The organism is Campylobacter novaezeelandiae, assembly GCF_004323845.1.
Taxonomy (GTDB): domain Bacteria; phylum Campylobacterota; class Campylobacteria; order Campylobacterales; family Campylobacteraceae; genus Campylobacter_D; species Campylobacter_D novaezeelandiae.
This window is the reverse complement of the sequence record NZ_QPGR01000001.1, coordinates 109,614-125,533: the sequence shown is the minus strand read 5'-3', so window position 1 is coordinate 125,533 and position 15,920 is coordinate 109,614. Positions and strand designations below refer to the sequence as shown.

18 protein-coding genes are annotated in these 15,920 nt (G+C 27.7%); 14 read left to right on the top strand and 4 right to left on the bottom strand.

Annotated features, from left to right (window positions below; translation table 11 throughout):
• The first annotated feature begins 2 nt into the window (after nt 1–2).
• From DU473_RS00605 to DU473_RS00550, 12 genes are all read left to right on the top strand, one after another.
• The gene (locus DU473_RS00605; protein WP_131163363.1) at nt 3–689 is read left to right on the top strand and encodes an NYN domain-containing protein; all 687 of its coding nucleotides are present in this window, start codon (nt 3–5) and stop codon (nt 687–689) included.
• Nucleotides 686–2,038 (top strand): NAD(P)H-hydrate dehydratase, encoded by a 1,353-nt coding sequence (locus tag DU473_RS00600; protein WP_131186361.1) that lies wholly within the window; start codon nt 686–688, stop codon nt 2,036–2,038. The genes DU473_RS00605 and DU473_RS00600 overlap by 4 nt, the downstream gene beginning before the upstream one ends.
• Nucleotides 2,029–2,619 (top strand): phosphoribosylglycinamide formyltransferase, encoded by a 591-nt coding sequence (purN, locus tag DU473_RS00595; protein WP_131186360.1) that lies wholly within the window; start codon nt 2,029–2,031, stop codon nt 2,617–2,619. The genes DU473_RS00600 and purN overlap by 10 nt, the downstream gene beginning before the upstream one ends.
• Nucleotides 2,612–3,331 (top strand): TerC family protein, encoded by a 720-nt coding sequence (locus DU473_RS00590; RefSeq protein WP_131186359.1) that lies wholly within the window; start codon nt 2,612–2,614, stop codon nt 3,329–3,331. Before purN ends, DU473_RS00590 begins: the two co-directional genes overlap by 8 nt.
• A 308-nt stretch (nt 3,332–3,639) precedes the next feature.
• Nucleotides 3,640–3,831 (top strand): putative motility protein, encoded by a 192-nt coding sequence (locus DU473_RS00585; RefSeq protein WP_131163359.1) that lies wholly within the window; start codon nt 3,640–3,642, stop codon nt 3,829–3,831.
• Between the two features lie 20 nt (nt 3,832–3,851).
• On the top strand, nt 3,852–5,003 hold the full coding sequence (gene nhaA / locus DU473_RS00580) for a Na+/H+ antiporter NhaA (RefSeq protein WP_131163358.1): 1,152 nt from the start codon (nt 3,852–3,854) through the stop codon (nt 5,001–5,003).
• Nucleotides 5,003–6,181, top strand: coding sequence for a Na+/H+ antiporter NhaA (gene nhaA, locus DU473_RS00575; protein ID WP_131163357.1), 1,179 nt, complete (start codon nt 5,003–5,005; stop codon nt 6,179–6,181). Before nhaA (DU473_RS00580) ends, nhaA (DU473_RS00575) begins: the two co-directional genes overlap by 1 nt.
• Nucleotides 6,181–6,669 (top strand): C40 family peptidase, encoded by a 489-nt coding sequence (locus DU473_RS00570; RefSeq protein ID WP_131186358.1) that lies wholly within the window; start codon nt 6,181–6,183, stop codon nt 6,667–6,669. Before nhaA (DU473_RS00575) ends, DU473_RS00570 begins: the two co-directional genes overlap by 1 nt.
• Nucleotides 6,670–6,671: 2 nt before the next feature.
• Nucleotides 6,672–7,412, top strand: a complete 741-nt coding sequence (murI, locus tag DU473_RS00565) for a glutamate racemase (protein ID WP_131186357.1) — start codon at nt 6,672–6,674, stop codon at nt 7,410–7,412.
• Between the two features lie 13 nt (nt 7,413–7,425).
• The gene (map, locus tag DU473_RS00560) at nt 7,426–8,187 is read left to right on the top strand and encodes a type I methionyl aminopeptidase (RefSeq protein ID WP_131186356.1); all 762 of its coding nucleotides are present in this window, start codon (nt 7,426–7,428) and stop codon (nt 8,185–8,187) included.
• A 156-nt stretch (nt 8,188–8,343) separates the two neighbouring features.
• Entirely contained in the window at nt 8,344–9,597 is a 1,254-nt protein-coding gene (locus DU473_RS00555; RefSeq protein WP_131163353.1) for an SLC5/6 family protein, read from the top strand.
• Between the two features lie 12 nt (nt 9,598–9,609).
• Complete coding sequence (locus DU473_RS00550) at nt 9,610–10,962, top strand: L-serine ammonia-lyase (protein ID WP_131163352.1); 1,353 nt, start codon at nt 9,610–9,612, stop codon at nt 10,960–10,962.
• Between the two features lie 27 nt (nt 10,963–10,989).
• Here the strand turns inward: DU473_RS00550 and DU473_RS00545 are convergent, their stop codons facing one another.
• Nucleotides 10,990–11,448, bottom strand: coding sequence for a DUF411 domain-containing protein (locus DU473_RS00545; protein ID WP_131166108.1), 459 nt, complete (start codon nt 11,446–11,448; stop codon nt 10,990–10,992).
• Nucleotides 11,449–11,569: 121 nt separating this feature from the next.
• Between DU473_RS00545 and corA the strand changes: the two genes are divergently transcribed.
• A complete protein-coding gene (corA, locus tag DU473_RS00540) occupies nt 11,570–12,544 on the top strand; it encodes a magnesium/cobalt transporter CorA (protein WP_131186355.1) in 975 nt (324 codons plus the stop codon).
• Nucleotides 12,545–12,552: 8 nt separating this feature from the next.
• Nucleotides 12,553–13,083 (top strand): molybdopterin adenylyltransferase, encoded by a 531-nt coding sequence (mog, locus tag DU473_RS00535; RefSeq protein WP_131163349.1) that lies wholly within the window; start codon nt 12,553–12,555, stop codon nt 13,081–13,083.
• 5 nt (nt 13,084–13,088) lie between these two features.
• Here the strand turns inward: mog and DU473_RS00530 are convergent, their stop codons facing one another.
• From DU473_RS00530 to DU473_RS00520, 3 genes are read right to left on the bottom strand one after another with little or no spacing between them, the layout of a single operon-like run.
• Nucleotides 13,089–14,258, bottom strand: coding sequence for a molybdopterin molybdotransferase MoeA (locus DU473_RS00530; protein WP_131186354.1), 1,170 nt, complete (start codon nt 14,256–14,258; stop codon nt 13,089–13,091).
• Nucleotides 14,255–15,511: a UDP-N-acetylglucosamine 1-carboxyvinyltransferase gene (murA, locus tag DU473_RS00525; protein ID WP_131166106.1), complete on the bottom strand. Its 1,257-nt coding sequence runs from the start codon at nt 15,509–15,511 to the stop codon at nt 14,255–14,257. Before murA ends, DU473_RS00530 begins: the two co-directional genes overlap by 4 nt.
• A complete protein-coding gene (locus DU473_RS00520) occupies nt 15,492–15,890 on the bottom strand; it encodes a hypothetical protein (protein WP_131163346.1) in 399 nt (132 codons plus the stop codon). Before DU473_RS00520 ends, murA begins: the two co-directional genes overlap by 20 nt.
• Nucleotides 15,891–15,920 lie beyond the last annotated feature (30 nt).

The following is a 15,920-nucleotide window of genomic DNA, read 5'->3' as shown; positions in this document are numbered from 1 at the left end:
AAATGGAAAATAAAAGTGTTGCTGTTTTTATTGATGCTGAAAATATTCCAGAAAAGTATGCTGATGATATTTTTAATATAGCTTCAAATTATGGAGAGTTGGTAATTAAAAGAATTTATGCTGATTGGACCAAAGAAAGTGTGCAAAATTGGAAGAAAAAAGTAGGCGATCATTCTATTATAGCTATGCAACAATTTAACTTTAGGGCGCAAAAAAATTCAAGCGATATGTATTTAATAACAGAGATTTTAAGCTTTTTTTACGAGAAAGATATTGATATTTTTATTATTGTTTCTAGTGATAGTGATTATACAAGTTTGATACAAAAATTAAGAGAAAATAAAAAACAAGTTATAGGTATAGGCTTAAAACAATCTATAAAATCTTATGTAAATGCTTTTAATGAATTTTTTTATCTTGATAAGGATAAAAATAAAGATCAAAATACTCTAGATAAAAATGATTTAAAAGTCTTAATCAATATAATAGAACAATTAATAGAAGAGAAAACAAGAGCAGAGTATGCTCAAATAAGAATGAATATGAACCGCAAGTATTCAGACTTTAATCCGCAAAATTATGGTTTTAAAAATTTTAGAGCTTTGATGCAACATTTTCTTCCTAGAATGGAAAAATTTAAAGAAGAAAGAGAAAAAAATATTTATTTTTTGGTTAAAAAAGATAAATGAAAGCTATTTATAACAACTCTCAAATTTTGGATCAAAATGCTATCAATAATGGTTTAAATGAAGATATTTTATTAGAAAATGCTGGAATTTCTTTGGCTAAACTTATAAAAAAAGAACAAAAGAAATTCAATAAAGCTAAAGTTCTTTTTTTATTAGGCGGAGGCAATAATGCTTGTGATGCGCTTGTGGCTATAAGACATTTGAAAAAATGCAAGGCTTTTAAGCTTGAATTTAGGGAAAATGAGAATTTTAAAAAACAAAGTAGAATTTTAGGAAATTATGGTTTTAAGTTCTTAAAAAAAGAACCAAATTTCAATAAATTTGATATTATAGTTGATGCTGTTTTCGGGAGTGGATTTAAAGGAAAATTAAATACAAAAACTATTGAAATTTTTCAAAAAGTCAATTCAAGCAAAGCTTTAAAAATTGCTTGCGATATCCCAAGTGGTTTGGGTATGGAATTTTGTTTTAAGGCAGATATTACGCTTTGTATGGGTGCTTTAAAAGAGATATTACTAGAAGATTTTGCTAAAGAATTTATTGGAAAAATTAAAATTGCTAATTTAGGTATTTCAAATAAAAAATTTATTAAAGACCCGCAAGGTTTTTTACTTAAAGAAAAAGATTTAAATATCATAAAAAGAAAAGTAAATTCTAATAAGGCAAATTTTGGACATATTTATATCGCAGGTAATGAAAGTGCTGGAACATTAGCTGCACTTGGAGCTTTAAATTTTGGAGCAGGTCTTGTTTCTTTAGTAGCTAAAAAAACTTTTTCTCCGCTTATAATGCTAAAAGATAAAATAGAACCTAAAGCTAATGTTGCAGCCTTAGGTATGGGTCTTAATAATCTAGATATTTTAAAAGATAATATTTTAGATAATATTCCTTTAGTTTTAGATGCAAATTGTTTTTTGAGTGAAAATATATTAAATTTTTTGCAAAGAAAAGATGTGATATTAACACCACATCCTAAAGAATTTTCAAGACTTTTAAAATTTTGCTTTAAAGAAGACATCAGCACAAGTGTAATTCAAAAAAATCGTTTTTTTTATGCTAGAAAATTTACTAATACTTTTGAATGTGTTTTACTTTTAAAAGGAGCCAATCCTATTATAATGCAAAAAGATCAGCTTTTTGTTGTAAATTTAGGAAATGCAAATTTAGCAAAAGGCGGTAGTGGTGATGTTTTAAGCGGTATGATAGCGGCACTTTTAGGTGCTAATTTTTCTCCATTGGATGCAGCAAAAAATGCTTGTTTAGCTCATGCACTTGTAGCTAAGAAATATAAATTTAATCAAAATAGCTTTGATGCTTTAAAACTTATTAAAGGTTTAAAATGCATATAAGACTTGCTATTCTTTTTAGTGGAAATGGGAGCAATTTAGAAAATATTTTAAAAAAACTTCACAAAAAAAAGGTAAAAGGCATATATTTTGAAGTTGTACTTTGTATTTGCAATAATAAAAATGCATTTGGCATACAAAGAGTAGAAAAATATAATCTTAAGAGTATAATTATTGATCACAATGATTATACTAAACGTGAAGAGTTTGATGAAGTTTTAGTGAATGAAATACAAAAAAGTAAGATAGATTTGACTATATTAGCTGGATTTATGAGAATTTTAAGTCCTGTTTTTACTCAAAATATCAAAGCTATCAATCTTCATCCTTCTTTGCTTCCTCTTTTTAAAGGAGCAAATGCTATCAAACAAAGCTATGAAAGCGATATGAAAGTAGCTGGAGTAAGTGTTCATTGGGTTGATGAAAGCTTAGATGGAGGAGAGATTATTGCACAAAAGGCATTTGAAAAGAAAAATTTGAGTTTTAAAGAGTTTGAAGATAAAATTCATATTCTTGAACATCAAATTCTAATTCAGGCTATTATAGAAACAAGTGAAAAAATATTAAAGGAAAATAATGTTTGATTGGATTTTTAGTATTGATGCTTGGGTAACTCTTGTTACATTAAGTGCGTTAGAAATTGTTTTAGGAATTGATAATGTTATTTTTTTAACAATTTTAGTCAATAAGCTTCCTAAAGAATATAGAAATAAGGGAAGAATCTTTGGATTAGCTTTTGCAATGATTACAAGAATATTATTGCTTTTATCTCTTTTTTGGATAATGAAACTTACAAATCCTTTATTTAGTATTTTTAATCAAGAAATTTCTTGGAGAGATTTGATTTTATTTTTTGGAGGGTTATTTTTAGTTATTAAATCTTTTCAAGAAATCAAAGAACAAATTTTTTGTACTCACAAAGAAGATGATAAAAAGACGCAAAAAGTTACAGCGGGAAAATTTTGGATTATAGTTGCTGAAATAGCCATTATGGATATTATTTTTTCTCTTGATAGTATTATAACTGCTGTTGGGATAGCTCAAGATATTAGTATTATGATTTTAGCTGTAATTATAGCTGTTTTAGTAATGCTTTTTGCATCAAAACCTATTGCAGATTTTGTAGAAAAATATCCAAGTATTAAAATTTTAGCTTTAGCTTTTTTAGTGATGATAGGGGTTGTTTTAATAGCTCAAAGTTTTGATATTTATATTAATAAAGCTTATATTTATGTTGCCATGGTTTTTTCTTTGATTGTGCAAATTTTAGTTATTTTAAATGAAAAAAATAGGTAAAAAACTATTTTAAATTTTTATAAATAAAAATGATTTTTTATTTAAATGAAAAAAATAATAAATTAAAATTTATAATAAATAATAATCATTAAAAGACTAAATATTTTTTGATGAATATTTAGTTTTGTAAAATTATATTTTAAAGATTATAATTATAATTTTACAAATTGTAACATTATAATTATAAGGCTTTTAAGCATATGAAATTTAAAAATATTTTTTTAAAAAAATAGTTATAATTTTTTAAAAAGAATTAAAAAATATGATAAAATTCCGATATGTCTATAAGTCCAAATAAAGGAGAAAAAATGATTTCAGATATGAGTAATGTTTCTTTAATGACAACGATTAATACATCGCTTTTAAAAAAAACAATGGATTCTAATGAAGCTTTAATGGCCGAACTTATTGATGGTTTAGAAATGGCAAATCCTCAAAGTTCTGCTCCTTCAAGTAGTTCTAACTCAATTTCAAATTCTAATCTTGATATTTATGCTTGATTGCTATTTTGGGAAATAAAATGCAGGCTATAAAAAGATTTATTTTAAGTGAAACATTTCCTGGAGTTTTATTGATATTTTTCACTTTTTTTGCATTATTTTGTAAAAATATTTCTTTTATAGACTTGTATGATAAATTTTTGTCTATACAATTTAGCATAGGTTTTAATGAGTTTAAGCTTTCAAAGCCTATAGTATTATGGATTAATGATGGTTTGATTGCTATTTTTTTCTTATGTATTGGACTTGAATTAAAATATGAAATTTTAAGAGGACAGCTTAAAAATATCAAATCTGTTTCTTTGCCTATATTTGGTGCATTGGGTGGAATGATAGTCCCAGCTTTAATTTTTACAATAATCAATTATTCTCATGAATATGCAATGAAAGGTTGGGCTATACCAACTGCTACTGATATTGCTTTTGCGGTAGGAATTTTAATGCTTTTGGGCAATAGAATTCCTTCTAGTTTAAAACTTTTTTTGCTTTCGTTGGCTATTTTTGATGATTTAGGAGCAATAATTATCATTGCTTTATTTTATACTGATCAAATTTCTTTGTTTGCGCTTATTATTTGTTTAATATGTATTATTGCTCTATTTTTTTTAAACTATTTTCATGTTACACATCTTCCTTTTTATGTTTTAATTGGAGTTATTCTTTGGGTAGCTATGTTAAAAAGTGGAGTCCATGCTACTTTAGCAGGAGTTATTATAGCTTTATTTATCCCTTTAGATACAAAAGATAAAAAACCTTATTTGCATAAAGTTTATGAAAGTTTAAATTGTTGGGTAATCTATTTTATTTTGCCATTATTTGCTTTTGTTAATGCAGGAGTAGATCTAAGAAGTATGCATTTATCTTCTATTTTCTCATCTGTAAGCCTTGGTATTATTCTAGGACTTTTTTTAGGTAAGCAAGTTGGGGTATTTTTGTTTTCTTATTTGGCTATAAAATTTAAAGTAGCAACAATGCCAGATAATGTAAGCTATAAACAGTTTTATGGTATTTGTATTTTAACAGGTATTGGTTTTACAATGAGTTTATTTATAGATGGACTAGCTTATAAAAATAGTGATATTTTTGAGCATAGTGATCGTTTGGCCATATTGATTGCAAGTTTTTTAAGTGCTATATATGGTTATATTTATTTAAAAATGGTAAGTAAATAATGAATGAAACTTTGGATAAGATAAAAAAAATAGTATCTAGTGAAGTTTTTGGCGGATTTTTACTAATAATTTGTACTATTCTTGCTTTATGTGTCCAAAATAGTTTTTTAAGTGAACACTATAGAGAATTTCTTAATGTAAATGTTGGTTTTAATGTAGGGAATTTTGCTTTAGATAAACCATTGTTGCTTTGGATAAATGATGGATTAATATCTATATTCTTTTTTTCAATAGGACTTGAACTTAAAAAAGAATTTATCCAAGGAGATTTTAAAAATCCTAAAAATATTGTTCTGCCATTTTTTGCTGCTTTGGGTGGTATTATAGTTCCTGCAGCTATTTTTGTTCTTATCAACATAACAGATCCTTACACTCTTAAGGGTTGGGCTATACCAACTGCTACTGACACTGCTTTTGCTTTGGCTATTTTAATGATGGTTGGTAAAAAAATTCCACCATCTTTAAAGGTGTTTTTATTATCTTTAGCTATTTTTGATGATGTTGGAGCCATTTTAATTATAGCTATTTTTTATACAACTGAACTTTCTGTTGTTGCTTTTGTTATAGCGGCTATTGCTATTTTTGTTATGTTTATTTTAAATTTATTAGGAAATACGAGAAAATCTTTTTATTTTATATGTTCAGTTATTCTTTGGTTAAGCGTTTTAAAAAGTGGAGTTCATGCTACTTTAGCTGGAATCATTACGGCTTTTTTTATTCCAATGCAAACAAAAGAAGGGCAACCTTTCTTAAAAGAAATTGATGAAAGTTTAAGATTTTGGTTAATTTTTATTATATTACCTTTATTTGCATTTGCTAATGCTGGAGTAAATTTATCAAATATTACTATGGGGTCTATTTTTTCTGGAGTGAGTATAGGTATATTCTTGGGACTTTTTTTAGGAAAGCAAGTCGGTGTGTTTTTGTTTTCTTATTTGGCTATAAAATTTAAGTTAGCTACTTTGCCTCATGAGGCTAATTTGAAACAACTTTATGGAGTTTGTATTTTAACAGGTATTGGTTTTACAATGAGTTTATTTATCGATGGATTAGCCTATGAAGTAAGTGATATTTTTCATTACGCTGATAATTTATCTATATTGATTGCTTCTTTTTGTTCTGGAATTTTTGGTTTTATATATTTAAAATTTTTTGCTAATTCTAAAAAAGAAATTTAATGGGTAAAACTTTATTTTTAAGCTTTCTTTTTGGGGTATTGTTTTTTATTTCTGGATGTAGTATTCATCAAACTAGTAGCAGTAATTTAGGATTTGTAAATCATAATACCATTGAGACTAAACTTCAAAGAGTCTCTAAAGAGTGGAAAAAAACTCCTTATAAGCTTGGTGGAACAACGAAAAAAGGTGCTGATTGTTCGGGTTTTACTCAAAGTGTTTTGCTTGAATTTAAAGCTTATATACCAAGAACTACAAAAATGCAACTTCAATCAGGAAAAAGTGTTCTTAGAAAGAATCTTAGGGCTGGAGATCTAGTTTTTTTTAAAACAGGTAGAGGGCCAAATGGAATGCATGTGGGAATTTATTTGAGTAAAGATAAATTTATTCACTTATCAACCAAAGGTGGAGCTAAGGAAGCTTCTTTGAATAATGCATATTGGAAAAAACGCTATATTGGTGCTAGACGATACAATTTAAAGGTTTTTTAGTTTTGAAAATTGGAGTTTTTGATAGTGGTATAGGAGGTCTTAGCGTTTTAAAATCTTTGTATAATTCAAAATTATTTGAAAAAATAATTTATTATGGAGATACAGCACGTGTTCCTTATGGAACAAAAGATAAAGATACTATTATTAAATTTTGTCTTGAGGCGCTTGAATTTTTTAAACAGCATAAAGTTGATTTTCTAGTCATTGCTTGCAATACAGCAAGTGCTTATGCTTTAGATGCCTTACGTCAAAATTGTTCTTTTCCTATTTTTGGAGTGATTGAAGCTGGCATTAATGAGACTAAAAAACAGATTAAAGATAAAAATAAAAAAATTTTAGTTATTGCAACAAAAGCAACAATTGATTCAAAAGAATATCAAAAACGTTTAACATTGGAAGGTTTTACTCAAATTCAAGCTTTAGCAACAGGACTTTTTGTGCCTTTAGTAGAAGAAGGAATTTTTGAAAGAGAGGTTTTAAATAGTGTATTTAATTATTATTTTAAAGATATTCAAAATCCAGATGCTCTTATTTTAGCCTGCACTCATTTTCCTTTTCTTTCAAATCCTTTAGAAAATTATTTTGAAAATAATATAAAATTAATACATTCTGGCGACTCTATGGTAGAGTTTTTAAAAAATCATTATACCTTGAAAATTTATAAAGAAACTAAAATTGAATTTTATGCTTCTAGTAATGTCGATTATTTAAAATTTATTGCTAAAAAATGGCTTAATTTTTAAAAAAAGGAATAAGATGATAGAGATTAAAAAACCTGTAGAAATAGAGAAATTAAGAAAAGCAAATCAAATAGTAGCTAAAACATTAGATTTTCTAGAAGAACAAATTAAACCAGGTATGAGCCTAAAAGAGATTGATAAAATAGCTGAGGATTTTATACTTTCAAATGGAGCTAAACCTTCATTTAAGGGACTTTATGGTTTTCCCGGTGCAATTTGCACTTCTTTGAATCAAGTTTGTATTCATGGTATTCCTGATGAAAAAATTCTTAAAGAAGGGGATATTTTAGGTATTGATGTTGGAACTTTTTTAGATGGATATTATGGAGATGCTGCTAGAACTATCCCTATAGGTAAAATTTCTTTAAAAGATGAAGAATTAATTTCTTGCGCCAAAGATGCTTTATATTATGCTATTGATATAATTTATCAGGGAATGCGTTTTAAGGAGCTTTCTGCAGCTTTAGGGGAATTTATAACAAAAAGAGGTTTTGTTCCATTAAGAGGATATTGTGGGCATGGAATTGGAAAAAAGCCACATAGTGAACCTGAAATATTAAATTATCTTGAAAATGGAGCTAATGCCAAAAGTGGTCCTAAAATTAAAAATGGCATGGTTTTTTGTATTGAACCTATGATTTGTCAAAAAGCAGGAGAGCCAAAACATTTTAATGGGAAATGGGATGCTGGAAGCATAGATGAACTTAATACCGCGCATTATGAACACTGCATTGCTGTAATTAATAATAAAGCTGAGATTTTATCTTTAAATATTTAATAAATATATATTAAATAAATTTAAACAAAATATATAAATTTTATATATTTTGTTTCAAAAAGTTACATTTTTTAATAAAATGATACAAAAAAACATTTTATATTTATTAATAATTTGATAGAATAAAATGATATTTAACAAAAAAGGAAATTAAGTATGAATTCTTGTAAATTAACAGGACATGATCTAAGATGGATTCTTTCTTTATTTGGAACTGCTATTGGTGCAGGAGTTTTATTTTTGCCTATTAATGCGGGTTTAGGTGGGTTATTCCCTTTGCTTGTTATACTTGTTTTGGCATATCCTATGACTTATCTTGCTCATAGAAATCTTTCTCGTTTTGTACTATCAAGCTCAAATCCTAGAGATGATATTACATTTGTTGCGGAAACATATTTTGGAAAAGGCGGAGGTTTTTTAATCACTCTTTTATACTTTTTTGCAATTTTACCTATATTATTGGTATATAGTGCAAATTTAACAACCACATTAATTGAATTTTTAATCAATCAAATTGGAATGGAAGCAGAATATATCAATGGTTTAAGATTGGTAATTTCATTTTTTATTGTAGCTGGTTTAATGCTTGTTTCGATACTTGGTGAAGGAATTGTAACTAAAGCTATGAGTCTTTTGGTTTTCCCTTTTATTCTTATGCTTGTTGTGATTTCTTTATTTTTAATTCCTCATTGGAATGGCGCTATTTTTCAAAATATTAGTTTTAGTTCTTTAGGTGAAGCAAATTTTTGGGTTACTTTATGGTTAGTAGTTCCTGTAATGGTTTTTAGCTTTAACCATTCTCCTATTATTTCTTCTTTAGCTTGTTTTTGTAAAAAAGAATATGGAGATCAAGCAGAAGCTAAAGCTTCTAAAATTATTTCACGCTCTGTTATGTTAATGGTTGTAGTGGTAATGTTTTTTGTATTTTCTTGTGCTTTATGTTTGACTCCTGAGGATTTTACTCAAGCTAAAACACAAAACGTTAATATTTTAACTTACATAGCTAACCGTTTTCCTGAAGCAGTATTTTTAGCGTATATTGCGCCGATTATAGCACTTGTTGCGATGAGTAAAAGTTTTCTAGGCCATTATCTTGGATCCCAAGAGGGTTTAAATGGGGTATTATATAAAATTTCAGATGGTAAGATTCAAGGAAAAATTGCTAATACAATTACAGGTATTTTTACTTTTCTTATTGCTTGGTTTGTAGCTTATAAAAATCCTAGTGCTATTGGAATTATAGAGTCTATTGGAGGACCTGTTTTAGCGATATTACTTTTCTTAATGCCAGTTTATTGTATTTATCGTTTTGATTTATTGAAAAAATTTAGAAGTAAAGGTTTAGATATTTTTATTGTTATTATCGGTCTTATTGCAATTTCAGCTGCAATTCATGGACTCTTATCTTAGGTGGTAAAACACATGAGTAATTTAGATATTTTTAAAATTGGTGTAGGTCCATCATCATCTCACACTCTAGGACCTATGTTGGCAGGAAATTTATTTTGTAAAAAAATTGAACATAAATTAGAAAATATTCAAAAACTTAAAATTACTCTTTATGGTTCTTTATCTTTAACTGGTAAAGGACATTTAAGTGATAAAGCTGTAATCTGGGGATTGAATGCCTTAGAGGCAAAAAGTATAAATTCTCAAATTCAAAATCAAGTTAATAAAGATGCTCTAGAGAATAATAAAATCAATCTTTGCGGAAAAAAAGAAATTGAATTTTTTTATGATAAAGATTTAATTTTTTCAAAAGAATTTTTACCTTTACATGAAAATGGAATGAAAATACAAGCTTTTGATGGAGAAAATAAACTTGTAGATGAAGAAATTTATTATTCTGTCGGAGGTGGTTTTGTTTTAACCGAAGAACAGCTAGAAAAAAGAAATTCTGGGATACAAGCACAAAAACAGAAATTTGATTTAGAAATTAATAATGCTCAAGAAGCACTAGAGCTTTGCGAAAAAAATAATTGGAATTTGTATGAACTTTCTTACAATTATGAATTACAATTTCATACAAAAGAAGAAATAAGAACATATTGTTTAGAAATTTGGGAAGTGATGCAAGAAGCATATTATAATGGTACGCATCCGACAGAAGAATATTTACCAGGAAAACTTCACTTAAGAAGGAGAGCTAAAGGTTTAAAAGAAAGAGTAAAAATGACTACTGATCCTATCGGTATCATTGATTTTATTTCTTTATATGCCATTTCTATTGCAGAAGAAAATGCTAGTGGAGCAAAAGTTGTAACAGCTCCTACTAATGGAGCATGTGCTGTTGTTCCAGCTGTTATGCTTTATCTTAAAAACCATACTATAGGTTTTAATGATGAAAAAGCTATAGAATTTTTACTTGCCGCTATGTTGATTGGATCTTTTTATAAGAAAAATGCAAGTATCAGTGGTGCTGAAGCTGGCTGTCAAGCAGAAATAGGAAGTGCTAGCTCTATGGCTGCTGGAGCTATGGCAACAGTTTTAGGAGCCAATGCTTTTAAAGCTTGCAATGCTGCAGAAGTTGCAATGGAGCATCATTTAGGACTTACTTGTGATCCTGTTGCTGGACTTGTTCAAATTCCTTGTATAGAAAGAAATGCATTTGGAGCGATTAAGGCAATTTCAGCTGCAAGAATGTCTATGACTAGAAAAAGCACCCCTATGGTTACTCTTGATGAAGTTATTAAGACCATGTATGAAACAGGGAAAGATATGGATTATAGATATAAAGAAACATCATTAGGTGGACTTGCTACTAATCTTTCATAAAAATAAGCTTAGCATTTTTTGCTAAGCTTATTTTACCTTTCTTACGATTTTATCACCTTTATAGTATGCATAAATTTTATATGACCCATCTTTAAGCATTAGAATAACAGGATATTCTTCTTCATAGCCTTGCTCCATTCCTGGACTTCCTTGCGGCATACCAGGGGCAGAAATTCCTATAACGTCTTTTGGTTTATGAGATAAAAGCCAAGATATAGCATCTTCTGGAACATGTCCTTCAATAGCATAACCATCAATAATACCTGTATGACAACTTTGATAGTATGGATTGATTTTATATTTTTCTTTAATATTTAGAAAATCATTTGTTTTGTGAATATTTACTTTGTAGCCTTTTTTTTGCATGTAAGATGCCCAAAGATCACAACAACCACAAGTTGGGCTTTCGTAAACTTCGATAGTTTTAGCATTAGCTAAAAGACTTAATGGGGCAATTAGGCAAAGTTTTAGTATTGCTTTTTTCATTATTACTCCTTTAATATTGAAATAAAATGATATGTTATTTATGTAAATTTAAATTAAATAAGGGTATAAATAATGATATTTTTTTGGAATTATTTTATTTTGTAAATTTTTAGGAAAAAAGATGCTGCATATTTATATCAAGCAAAATACCTTGGTTAAAAGAATTGATTTTGAATTTAGCAAGGATGAATTACCAAATAATATTTTATGGATTGATCTTATTTATCCAAGCATTGATGAAGTGCAATATATTTCATCAAAATTTAATATTGAGTTTCCAAGCAAAGAGGAAAGAGAAGAAATTGAGCTTAGTGCAAAGTATTGGGAAGATAGTGCTACAATTACAATAAATGCACATTTTTTAATAAAAGAATTAAATAACAATAAAAGAAAAGATATAAATTTTAATACAGAGATTGTTACTTTTATAACTAGAAGTAATATTTTATTTACTATAAGATATAGTGAATTTAGCACTTTTACAGAAATACAAGCAAGGATATTAGCAAGTCCTAAAAATTTTGAAGATGGTTTTGATATTATTGATAAAATTTTTGAAGTAAGGGTTGAAAAAGATGCTGATTTACTAGAATGGATTGATAAAGAAGCAAGAAAATTAAGAATTAGTGTATTGGAGAAAAAGGATGAGTATAGTTATGATAAAATGTTAAAGGATATTTCTAATCTACAAGAGTTAAATATGGAAGTAAGAGATTCTTTATTTGATAAAAGGCGAACCATGACTTCGCTTTTAAAGAGCGATAAAATAGATAAGGATATTAAACAGAATTTAGTAATAGTTTTGAAAGACTTGAATTCTTTAGTTGAATTTAGCGTTTCTCAATTAAATATCTTAGATAATATTCAGACTATTTTAGCAAGCCAAATCAATATAGAGCAAAATAAAATTATTAAACTTTTTACAGTTGCTACGGTAGCTATGATGCCACCAACTTTAATAGGAACTATTTATGGTATGAATTTCAAAAATATGCCAGAACTTGATTTAGAATATGCTTATCCCATGGTTTTATTTATTATGATTATTTCTATTATTTTGCCTGTGGTATTTTTTAAGAAAAAAGGTTGGTTATAGGAGAAAAAATGCAAAAAATTAACATAGGAATTTTAACTTTAAGTGATCGTGCAAGTAGTGGAATCTATGAAGATAAAGCAACTATGCAAATTGAAAAAGTTTTAAGTTCGTATATAAAAAATGAGATTATTTTTCATAAGGAATTGATTCCTGATGATTATGATTTAATTATAAAAAAATTACTTTTTTTAAGCGATGAAAAAGAATGTGATTTTATTGTTACAAGTGGTGGAACAGGGCCTGCTATAAGAGATGTAACTCCTGAAGCTACAGAAGCAGTATGCGATAAGATGATGCCAGGTTTTGGAGAGCTTATGAGAATGCAGAGTTTAAAATATGTTCCAACGGCTATACTTTCAAGACAAACTGCAGGAATTAGAAATAAAACTTTTATACTTAATTTACCAGGTAACCCAAAGGCAATTTTAGAATGTTTAGAGCCTGTTTTTCCAGCTATTCCTTATTGTATAGATTTAATAGGAGGAGCTTATATTGAAGCAAATGAAGAAGTTATTAAGATTTTTAGACCAAAGAAATGAAAAAATTAAAGTAGTATTATTTTAACTTTTTCATTTTGTTTAATGCACTCTTGATCTTCATGACTTATAAATAAAAAATTGTTTTTTATAAGTGGCGTAATCATTCCTGATCCGAAATTTTGATCTATAGGATAGAATAAATTTTTTTCTAAATTTCCTAATATTAGATTATTTCTGCCGGATTTAAGTTTTAAATCTTTTCCCATTTTAGCTTCGATGCTTAAATGACTTTGAAAATTGGAGCAAAAAAGATGTATTATTTTTAAAGCAAAAATAAAGCAAGACAGATAAGCTGCCATAGGATTTCCAGGAAGGATTAAAATATAATTTTTATTTTTGCAATAAAGCTTACTAGGTTTAGCAGGTCTTGCTTTTATCCCTTCAAAAATGGGATTAAAATTTAACTCTTTTAAAGTTTTTTCCATAAAATCAGCTTCTCCGATACTTGCTCCACCGCTTGTTAATAAAAGATCAAAATCATTAAATTCTAAAGCTTCTTTTGTATCTAAAAAATTATCCTTAATAATTCCAAGGTAAGAAATCTCAGAACTAGGGGATGAAAGAAGTGAAAAAACACCAAGAGCATTTGCATTATAAATTGCATCTTTATCGCATTCTTGCCAAGGTTCTTTAAGTTCATTTCCGCTTGAAAAAATTCCTATTTTAATTTTTCTAAAAACTTTGATTTTGTAAATTCCTTGAGAAGCGAGTAGGGTAATTTTAGCACTATTTAGTTTTTCCCCTTTTTTTAAAATAATCTCACCTTCTTTAAGCTCTTCTGCCTTAAAACGATAAGCGTTATATTTTTTAATATCTTTGTTTATGATAAGTTTGTTATTTTCAACAAGAGCATCTTCTAACATAATGATAGTATCAGCATTATTAGGAATTTTAGCCCCTGTCATAATCTTATAACATTCATTTTCTTTTATAAATTTATCATTTCTATCACCTGCTAAAATCGTGCCTTTTATATCTAGTGCATTAAACCTATCTTCAAATCTAAAAGCATATCCATCAAGTGCTGCATTATCAAAAGAGGGAAGATTTTTTTTTGATTTAATATCTTCAAATAAAAAACGATCTTTAGCATTTTCTAAAGATACTATTTCAAATTCATTTATGCTTTTAATATTTTTTTCTAAAATTTCTAAAGTTTGAAAAATATTTTTCATTCTTCTAGCCTTGTAATTTTTGCACCCAGTGATTTAAATTTTTCTTCTAGGTTCTCATAACCTCTATCAAGATGATAAATTCTATGCACTCTGCTTGTTCCTTTTGCTGCAAGTGCTGCTAAGATCAATGCAGACGATGCTCTTAAATCAGTTGCCATTACATCAGCAGCATTAAGTTCTTTTCCTCCAACAACAGTAGCAATATGACCATTTAGCTTTATATCAGCCCCCATTCTTAAAAGTTCGCTAACATGCATAAATCGATTTTCAAATAATCTCTCATCAATAATGCTTGTCCCATTAGCTTTTAAAGCCAAAGTCATAAATTGTGCTTGCATATCTGTTGGAAAACCTGGATATTCGCTTGTTAGAATTTCAATAGGATAAATTTGTTTTGCTGGAAGTAGGGTTATAACATCTTTTTCAATTAAAGTTTTAAAACCCATTTGATCAAGTTTTGATAATACAGAACTTAGATGCGATGGATTGCTTTTAGAAATTGAAATTTGAGAATTTACAATAGCTCCAGCACAAAGATAAGTTCCAGCTTCTATTCTGTCTGGAATCACTTGTATATCTTTAAATTCTAAAAGTTCTCTATCTGTGCCTATAATTTCTATCTCATCAGTTCCTATACCATTAATCTCCAATCCACTATCTTTTAAAACTTCACAAAGCTGTATAACTTCTGGTTCTTTGGCAACATTAATGAGTCTTGTTTTGCCTTTAGCAAGTGCTGCTGCCATGATGATATTTTCACTTCCTGTAACGGTAATTTTATCAAAAATAATTTCACTTCCTTTAAGATTGCCACTTGCTACAACATAACCTTGTTTTATTTGTATATTTGCTCCCATTTTTTCAAGTGCTAAAAGATGCAAATCTATAGGTCTTTGTCCTATAGCACATCCTCCTGGCAAAGAAACTTCGCAATTTCCAAATCTAGCAAGCAATGGCCCTAAGGCAAGAATCGAAGCTCTCATCTTTCTTACAATATCATATTTTGCTATAGTTTTTTTAAGGGTTTTGGTATTGATAATGGCGTTATTATTTTTAAATTCACAATAAGCACCTAAATTTTGAAGAAGGTTAAATAAAGTTTTAATATCAGCAACATTAGGAACATTAGATATTTTAACTTCATTTTTTGCTAAAATACTTGAGACAATTAAAGGTAAAGCAGCATTTTTAGCTCCACTAATTTCTATATTACCTGATAAATAATTAACACCTTCAATTTCTAAATAAGTCATTATCTTCCTTGGAATAAAAATTTATTAAAGTTTTTAAAATAACACCATCTACTTTAAGTTTAAATACCTGATCAAGATTTTTAAAACTATCAACCAATAATAAAATTTTGGAGTCAAAAAGATAAAATTCAGCTGCTTTAGCTCCAAATTTGGCTAATTTTTCATCTTTGCAAATAATGTATTTTGCCCCAAGTGCATTTGAAAGAAAAAAATCATCTTTTTTTTGAGCAAGAATTGCAAATTCATAATTATTTTTCTTAGCCTTTTCGATTAAAATTTCGTTATAAAAAAAATAATTTATAGCATTATTTTGAAAATATGTTTCTTTCACATGAAAAAAAAATTTAGTTTTTATAAGTTTATGACCAAAAAATAACACTTTTATACCTTAGATATTAATTTATAGTAA

Bases quoted from the DNA above. Each gene is read 5' to 3' on its own strand.
- DU473_RS00605 (WP_131163363.1), top strand. From the start codon at position 3: ATGGAAAATAAAAGTGTTGCTGTTTTTATTGATGCTGAAAATATTCCA.
- DU473_RS00600 (WP_131186361.1), top strand. From the start codon at position 686: ATGAAAGCTATTTATAACAACTCTCAAATTTTGGATCAAAATGCTATC.
- purN (WP_131186360.1), top strand. From the start codon at position 2,029: ATGCATATAAGACTTGCTATTCTTTTTAGTGGAAATGGGAGCAATTTA.
- DU473_RS00590 (WP_131186359.1), top strand. From the start codon at position 2,612: ATGTTTGATTGGATTTTTAGTATTGATGCTTGGGTAACTCTTGTTACA.
- DU473_RS00585 (WP_131163359.1), top strand. From the start codon at position 3,640: ATGATTTCAGATATGAGTAATGTTTCTTTAATGACAACGATTAATACA.
- nhaA (WP_131163358.1), top strand. From the start codon at position 3,852: ATGCAGGCTATAAAAAGATTTATTTTAAGTGAAACATTTCCTGGAGTT.
- nhaA (WP_131163357.1), top strand. From the start codon at position 5,003: ATGAATGAAACTTTGGATAAGATAAAAAAAATAGTATCTAGTGAAGTT.
- DU473_RS00570 (WP_131186358.1), top strand. From the start codon at position 6,181: ATGGGTAAAACTTTATTTTTAAGCTTTCTTTTTGGGGTATTGTTTTTT.
- map (WP_131186356.1), top strand. From the start codon at position 7,426: ATGATAGAGATTAAAAAACCTGTAGAAATAGAGAAATTAAGAAAAGCA.
- DU473_RS00555 (WP_131163353.1), top strand. From the start codon at position 8,344: ATGAATTCTTGTAAATTAACAGGACATGATCTAAGATGGATTCTTTCT.
- DU473_RS00550 (WP_131163352.1), top strand. From the start codon at position 9,610: ATGAGTAATTTAGATATTTTTAAAATTGGTGTAGGTCCATCATCATCT.
- DU473_RS00545 (WP_131166108.1), bottom strand. From the start codon at position 11,448: ATGAAAAAAGCAATACTAAAACTTTGCCTAATTGCCCCATTAAGTCTT.
- corA (WP_131186355.1), top strand. From the start codon at position 11,570: ATGCTGCATATTTATATCAAGCAAAATACCTTGGTTAAAAGAATTGAT.
- mog (WP_131163349.1), top strand. From the start codon at position 12,553: ATGCAAAAAATTAACATAGGAATTTTAACTTTAAGTGATCGTGCAAGT.
- DU473_RS00530 (WP_131186354.1), bottom strand. From the start codon at position 14,258: ATGAAAAATATTTTTCAAACTTTAGAAATTTTAGAAAAAAATATTAAA.
- murA (WP_131166106.1), bottom strand. From the start codon at position 15,511: ATGACTTATTTAGAAATTGAAGGTGTTAATTATTTATCAGGTAATATA.